The organism is Sulfuricaulis sp., assembly GCF_040901545.1.
In the GTDB taxonomy this organism is placed as follows: Bacteria; Pseudomonadota; Gammaproteobacteria; order Acidiferrobacterales; family Sulfurifustaceae; genus Sulfuricaulis.
In genome coordinates this window covers 1-6319 of sequence record NZ_JBBDYL010000021.1, presented here as the reverse complement: position 1 = coordinate 6319, position 6319 = coordinate 1, and the positions used below count along the sequence as shown (strand labels likewise).

Below are 6319 nucleotides of genomic sequence, written 5' to 3'. Positions count from 1 at the left end.
GTGGCGGCCCGGCGTCCTCCCTTCGAAGGAGCTGCGCCTCGGAAGGGAGTCGCCCCGCCAGATCCCGAGACGCAGGCTTTCGGAGATGGCAGCCGAGCGACTCAAGGAATAAGGCTCTGGAACGGCAGCCCGCTTCCTCCGTCCGAAAGAGCTACGCCACGGGACGGAGTCGCTGCCGCCACCGCCCGTGGCGCAGCTCCTTCGGCGGTGGCGGCCAGGCGACTCAATGAGCTTGGTTTCTTGTGGCAGCCCGGCGTCCTCCCTTCGAAGGGCCGCCACCTCCCGAGGCGAACGCGCTTTCGGAGGTGGTGGCCAAGCGGCTCATAGTAGACGCTTCCATATGTGGCGGCCTTGCGTCTCCGTCCGAAGGAGCTGCGCCACGGGACGGAGCCGCTACTGCGCCTCGGAAGGGAGTCGCCCTGCGCCTCGGGATCCGGCGGCTAGATCCAGGAAATGCCGTGGGTGTTTTCCCAGATTTTCACCGCGCGGTCCACCTGTTGCTGCTTGAGTGCCTCGGACGCGGCGAAGCGGCATTCTTTGAGAGTACCGCATTCCCAGCCATCAACCAGATAAACCGGACGGCTGGAGGTGCGGGTATATGTCAACCCATTCCATTCGTAGCGGCTGTAGACGCCCTGCGATGCAGCAAGCTCGGTATAGCTTTCGACGACAGGATATTTGCCCGAGCCATTATGCAGACGAAAGATTTTATTGAAGGTCAACAGCATGACCACCGACCCGGCTGATTTCTCAACCAGCCAGACGCGACAACCGTTACCCAGGCACGATTCATCGGTCACCAAGAATAAGTGGCCTCGATCGGTTTTGGCCACCCATTGGCGACTGAAATCAGACTGATGACAAGTCATGGCTTCACCGGCGGCGGAATCGGCGCAGCTGGCGGCGATCTCCGCGGGAATTTCAGTGACGGACAGCACCGGATCGGAGGTCTCGCCGGCCCCGGTCCAGAAGAGGATGGCGCACAACGCGCCCAGGATGGTCAGAATTTTTCGCATGGCTATGACCTTGTCTCACCTTTGAGAAAGGCATATTCCATGCCAATGAGATCAAATAATAAAAGTTCATTATTTATAAGCACTTACATAAAAGATCAGGATTACCCGCGCGCCACGGGCCGGATCCGCGGAAAACCGGCGGGCGGGCTTTGTCACTTTCGAAATAGTGGCATGTTCAATCCCGGTATTTGACATTCCGTGCCCCGCTCCATTAAATGCCGACCATGCTTGAAAATCCCAGCAGCCCGATTTTTGGCATGCGATGAATACCGCCGCTTTGGTCGAAGTAAAAAACCTTTCGCGTTTCTACGGCGCGCTCCAGGCGGTCAAAGACGTCAGCTTTACCATCCGGCAGGGAGAAGTGCTCGGATTCCTCGGCCCCAACGGCGCGGGCAAAACCACCACGATGCAGATTATCAGCGGTAACCTCGCGCCATCGGGAGGAAGCATCACCATTAACGGTCACGATCTGCTCGAGGATCCGCGCGCCGCCAAGAGCCAGATCGGCTATCTGCCGGAGAATCCGCCGTTGTACCGTGAACTCACGGTGGATGAATATCTCGATTACCGCGCGGCGCTGAGCCGCATTCCCCTCGCCCGTCGCAAGCAGGCGCGTAACCACGCCAAAGCGCGGTGCGGCCTGGAAAACACCGGTGGACGTCTTATCGGCAATCTTTCCAAAGGCTACCAGCAGCGCGTGGGTATCGCGCAGGCGATTATCCACTTGCCGCCGGTGGTGATTCTGGACGAACCCACCGTCGGACTCGACCCGATCCAGATACGCGAAATCCGATTGCTGATTCGCGAGCTGGGCGAAGAGCATGGCGTCATACTGTCGACACACATACTCCCCGAGGTGCAGACCACCTGTGATCGCGTGCAGATTATCAACAAAGGGGAACTGGTGCTGAGCGAAAGCATCGACGGCCTGGAAAAACACATGAAATCCGCATCGCTCACCGTGGCATTTCATCGTGTTCCGGCTCTGGAAATTCTGGAGAAAGTGCCCGGCGTGAATTCGGTGCAACCTGAAACAAACGGCCGCCTGCGAATCTTTCACGAACCGGAGCGTAATCCGACGGAAGAAATCCTTCGAATGGCGGTTAAAAAAAACTGGGGCCTGTATGAAATCAGGCCGGCGCGTCTCTCGCTGGAACAAATATTCCTCGATCTGACCACGGAAGCCGTTCCGAATATCGAAACCACGACAGAAATTCCTGCGTCGGCCAACGAGTCGCGAACCGAACCATGATATTGACCATCGGCCTACGCGAACTGAAATCAATTTTTCTCTCGCCGCTCGCGTGGGCCATCCTGTCCGTGGTACAGCTGATCCTGGCGTATCTGTTTTTGGGCCGTGTGGAAATATATCAACTATATCAATCGCAGTTCCTGGCAATGGATGGCGCGCCGGGCGTCACGGAATTCGTGATCCCCGATCTTCTGGGAAACGCCGCCATCCTCTTCCTGCTGGTAGTACCGCTGCTGACCATGCGTCTGGTGGCGGAGGAACGGCGCAACCGCACGCTCACATTACTTTTCAGCGCGCCGGTTTCAATGACAGAAATCGTGCTCGGGAAATATTTCGGGATTCTGCTTTTTCTCCTGCTCCTGCTGCTGCTGACCGCCTTGATGCCGTTGTCGCTGGTCGCGGGAGCGAGTCTCGATTTTGGCCTGCTCGGCTCGGGTTTCCTCGGGCTCGCGCTACTGGTGGGGGGATTTGCCGCCGTGGGCCTGTTTATGTCCACGCTGACGCAATACTCCACCGTCGCCGCCATAAGCACCTTTGGCGCGCTGCTCATGTTCTGGATTCTTGACTGGTCCGGGCAAGGTTTGCGCGGCGGGAACTTGATCGCCTATTTGTCGCTCTTCAATCACTACAAACCGTTTCTTGATGGCATTTTTGACAGCGCCGATGCCATCTATCATGTACTGCTTATTACCACTTTCCTCGTACTCAGCATCCGCCGTCTGGATGCGGACCGAATCGGGGGCTAGGCATGTATCACACCCCGCACACCAAATGGCAACTCCGGCTTCTAAACGCGAGCTTTGTGGTGCTGTTTCTGCTCGCCGTCGGGCTGCTGCAATGGCTGGCAATCGAATATCATATGCAATTCGACTGGACGCAGGCACGCCGCCATTCGCTCGCCCCGGCCAGCGTCACCGTGGTGGGACGGCTCAAGGAGCCACTCAAGATCACCGCCTATGCCAGCCAGCGCGGTGAAATACGGCGCATTATTCAAGACCTGGTAGGGCGCTATCAAAAATTCAAGCCGGATATTCAGCTTGAGTTTGTCAATCCCGACACGGCGCCTGAGCGCGTGCGGGATGCCGGGGTTCAATTTGACGGGGAACTCGTCTTCGAATACGCCGGCTCCAGGGAAAGTCTGTCTCCGGCCCAGTTCAATGAGGAAAATTTTACCAACGTCTTGACGCGCCTGGGCCATCGCGGCGAGCGCTGGGTGGTGTTCCTCGGCGGTCATGGGGAACGCAGTCCCGACAAGCGGGCGAATTTTGATTTATCGACTTGGGCCGCACAACTGCAAAAACGCGGTTTCAAGGCCAAAACACTTTCGCTCGGCGATCACCCCCAGATTCCGGACAACACCAATGTACTGGTGATTGCCGGTCCGCGCACGCAACTCCTGGCGGGCGAGGTAAGGGAAATTGAAAATTATCTTGAACGCGGCGGCAATCTGCTCTGGCTGCATGACCCCGGCCCGCTTTTCGGGCTCGAACCGCTGGCCGAATTGCTGGGCGTGGAGTTTCAACCCGGCGTGATCGTGGACCCGGTTTCGGAAGCGATTACCGGCAGCGCCGCCGCGATTGTAATCGCCAAGTACGGCAACCATCCCGTGGTGCGCAACTTTGGCGACAACACGGTATTCCCGCAAGCCAGCGGCATCAGTTTGATCGCGCCCGAAGGCTGGCGGGGATCGGTATTAATTGACACGCGCGCCTCCAGTTGGTCCGAGACCGGATCGCTAACGGGACCGATCCAGTTCGACAAAGGCGAGGATGTTCGTGGCCCGCTCAATCTCGCGGTGGCGCTCATGCGCAACCAGGAAAAACGCGAGCAACGCATCATCATCATCGGTGATGGAGATTTTCTGGCGAACACCTACATCGCCAACGCCGGCAATCTCGATCTCGGCATGAGCGTTATCAATTGGCTCTCACACGATGACGTCTACGTCAGCATCCCGGTCAAAACCGCCCGTGACCGCGCGCTCAATCTGTCGCGTACCGCCCAGTTCGCGATTGCCACGGGTTTTCTCGGGGTGCTGCCGCTCCTCATGATCAGCAGCGGATTACTCATCTGGCTGCGGCGACGGAAACGTTAATATCGAAATACCCGTGGTCAATCCACTGAAAACTTCCCGCAATATAACCGAGACACCCGATGGTGATCACCGTATTTCGGGCCTCAAGCGCCGGTGGCTGCTCAATGTCGCTTTGTTGTTGCTCATCGGCGCGCTCACTTGGGCGATGATCCACCGCAGTGGGCAGGAAAAAAACGCTTCCGCCACGCCACTGACCACCCTGTCGACAACCGCAATATCCCAAATACGCATCGACCGTCCGGAACAACCGGCTATTACCCTGGATAAGACCAGTGAAGTATGGAGGCTGACTGCGCCACTCCCGGCGCGCGTCAATCGTTTCAACATTGAAAGCCTGCTGCGCACGCTATCAGCGCCCGCTGAGACGCGCATACCGGCCGTCACCGGAGAACTCGCCAAGTTCGGCCTGGACAAGCCGCAGTCGCGTCTATGGTTTGATAACGAAGCCATCGCCTTCGGCGCCATGCATCCACTTACCAACCAGGTTTACGTTCTTTACAAAAATGAAGTGGTCCTGATACCCGCCCATTACCTGGCTATTGCCGCTTATCCCTATACCAACTTCATCGCCAGCCGTTTATTCGAGGAGGATCGCAAGCTGGTGGCGCTCCGACTGCCCGGTTTTTCGCTCACACTGAAGGATGGGGTCTGGCACCGGCAGCCAACGGACCAAACACTCACCTCCGACCAAATTAACGATTTCGTGGCCAGTTGGCAAAATGCCAGTGCGCTCAGGGTTGACAGATATTCCGGCGGTGATGAAATCGGAAAAATTGCGCTGACCAGCCTGCGGGACAACAAGGAAGTCAAACTGCACCTCGGGATTCTTGCCTACAAACCTGAATTTATCCTGTTGCGGCAGGATGAAAACCTGCAATACCATTTCACCGAACAAACCGGCGTGCGTCTGCTGAATTTGAAACCCGACTAAACATTTTTCCCATAGAAGACACAGTAATTTATTATTTTCCTCGTCGCGCGCTATCCGTCGGAGATTCAGACGAAGTCACGGCCTCAATGGTGCACAAATGAGCAATAGTCATTTTCCGAACTGATGTCCCGTATGATCCAATAAATTATTATCATGCCGGAACTCCCCGAAGTCGAAACGACCCGCCGCGGCATTGAACCGCACGTGGTGGGAAAAACCATAACCAGCATCGTTGTGCGCAATTCCCGACTGCGTTGGCGCGTGTCGACTAAACTCAAAAGGGAGTTGCCCGGGCGAACCATTCATACTGTTACGCGGCGCGGGAAATATTTGTTGCTGGCCACTGCCACGGGCACCTTGATACTCCATCTCGGCATGTCCGGCAGCCTGCGGGTGGTCGACGGCACGCAACCTCCGGATAAATACGATCATGTGGATATTGTTTTCAATAGCGGCGATTGTCTGCGGTTGCACGATCCGCGGAGATTCGGTGCCGTGCTATGGGTCCGCGATAACCCCCTGCAACACAAATTATTGAAGCATCTCGGGCCAGAACCCTTGTCAGCGGATTTTCACGGAGATTATCTCTTCGAAAAATTACGCGGCCGCCGGCGCGCCATTCGCGATGCCTTGCTTGACGGCAGGCTGCTCGCGGGGGTCGGCAATATTTACGCCAACGAAGCCCTGTTCGCCGCCGGCATTCGACCGGCGCGGCGCGCCGAAAAAATTACCCGCATCCAGTACGGTCGTCTGGCTTTGGCCATTCGTGACACACTTAACCGCGCCATCCAAGCCGGCGGCACCACCTTGCGTGATTTCCGCGGCAGCGACGGCCAACCGGGGTATTTCCATCTCTCGCTCAGCGTCTACGGGCATGAAGGTGAACCATGTCCCGTGTGCCGGACACCGATTCGGGCCAAGCGATTAGGCCAAAGAACCGCGTTTTTCTGCCCAAAGTGCCAGATGTAAGTAGCCGCCGGATCCCGAGGCGCAGCTCCTTCGGAGACGGCGGCAGTAGCGCCCAA

General features: G+C 57.2%; 6 protein-coding genes. 5 read left to right on the top strand and 1 reads right to left on the bottom strand.

Translation table 11 applies throughout. The features are described from left to right. Nucleotides 1–440: 440 nt before the first annotated feature. Entirely contained in the window at nucleotides 441–1016 is a 576-nt protein-coding gene (locus WD823_RS03415) for a hypothetical protein (RefSeq protein ID WP_368428086.1), read from the bottom strand. 262 nt (nucleotides 1017–1278) lie between these two features. Here WD823_RS03415 and WD823_RS03410 point away from each other — a divergent pair, with 262 nt between their 5' ends. From WD823_RS03410 to mutM, 5 genes are all read left to right on the top strand, one after another. Then, nucleotides 1279–2268 (top strand): ABC transporter ATP-binding protein, encoded by a 990-nt coding sequence (locus WD823_RS03410; RefSeq protein ID WP_368428085.1) that lies wholly within the window; start codon nucleotides 1279–1281, stop codon nucleotides 2266–2268. Beyond that, on the top strand, nucleotides 2265–3014 hold the full coding sequence (locus tag WD823_RS03405; RefSeq protein ID WP_368428084.1) for an ABC transporter permease subunit: 750 nt from the start codon (nucleotides 2265–2267) through the stop codon (nucleotides 3012–3014). The genes WD823_RS03410 and WD823_RS03405 overlap by 4 nt, the downstream gene beginning before the upstream one ends. A 2-nt stretch (nucleotides 3015–3016) precedes the next feature. Beyond that, nucleotides 3017–4363: a GldG family protein gene (locus WD823_RS03400; protein ID WP_368428083.1), complete on the top strand. Its 1347-nt coding sequence runs from the start codon at nucleotides 3017–3019 to the stop codon at nucleotides 4361–4363. A gap of 13 nt (nucleotides 4364–4376) precedes the next feature. Next, nucleotides 4377–5294 carry a DUF4340 domain-containing protein gene (locus WD823_RS03395; RefSeq protein ID WP_368428082.1) on the top strand — a complete coding sequence of 306 codons (918 nt, stop codon included), beginning with the start codon at nucleotides 4377–4379 and terminating at the stop codon, nucleotides 5292–5294. A 153-nt stretch (nucleotides 5295–5447) separates the two neighbouring features. Next, a complete protein-coding gene (gene mutM / locus WD823_RS03390; protein WP_368428081.1) occupies nucleotides 5448–6263 on the top strand; it encodes a bifunctional DNA-formamidopyrimidine glycosylase/DNA-(apurinic or apyrimidinic site) lyase in 816 nt (271 codons plus the stop codon). The last annotated feature ends 56 nt before the right edge of the window (nucleotides 6264–6319 follow it).

Coding starts and splice junctions, on each gene's coding strand:
- mutM (WP_368428081.1), top strand. CDS start 5,448: ATGCCGGAACTCCCCGAAGTCGAAACGACCCGCCGCGGCATTGAACCG.
- WD823_RS03400 (WP_368428083.1), top strand. CDS start 3,017: ATGTATCACACCCCGCACACCAAATGGCAACTCCGGCTTCTAAACGCG.
- WD823_RS03415 (WP_368428086.1), bottom strand. CDS start 1,016: ATGCGAAAAATTCTGACCATCCTGGGCGCGTTGTGCGCCATCCTCTTC.
- WD823_RS03405 (WP_368428084.1), top strand. CDS start 2,265: ATGATATTGACCATCGGCCTACGCGAACTGAAATCAATTTTTCTCTCG.
- WD823_RS03410 (WP_368428085.1), top strand. CDS start 1,279: ATGAATACCGCCGCTTTGGTCGAAGTAAAAAACCTTTCGCGTTTCTAC.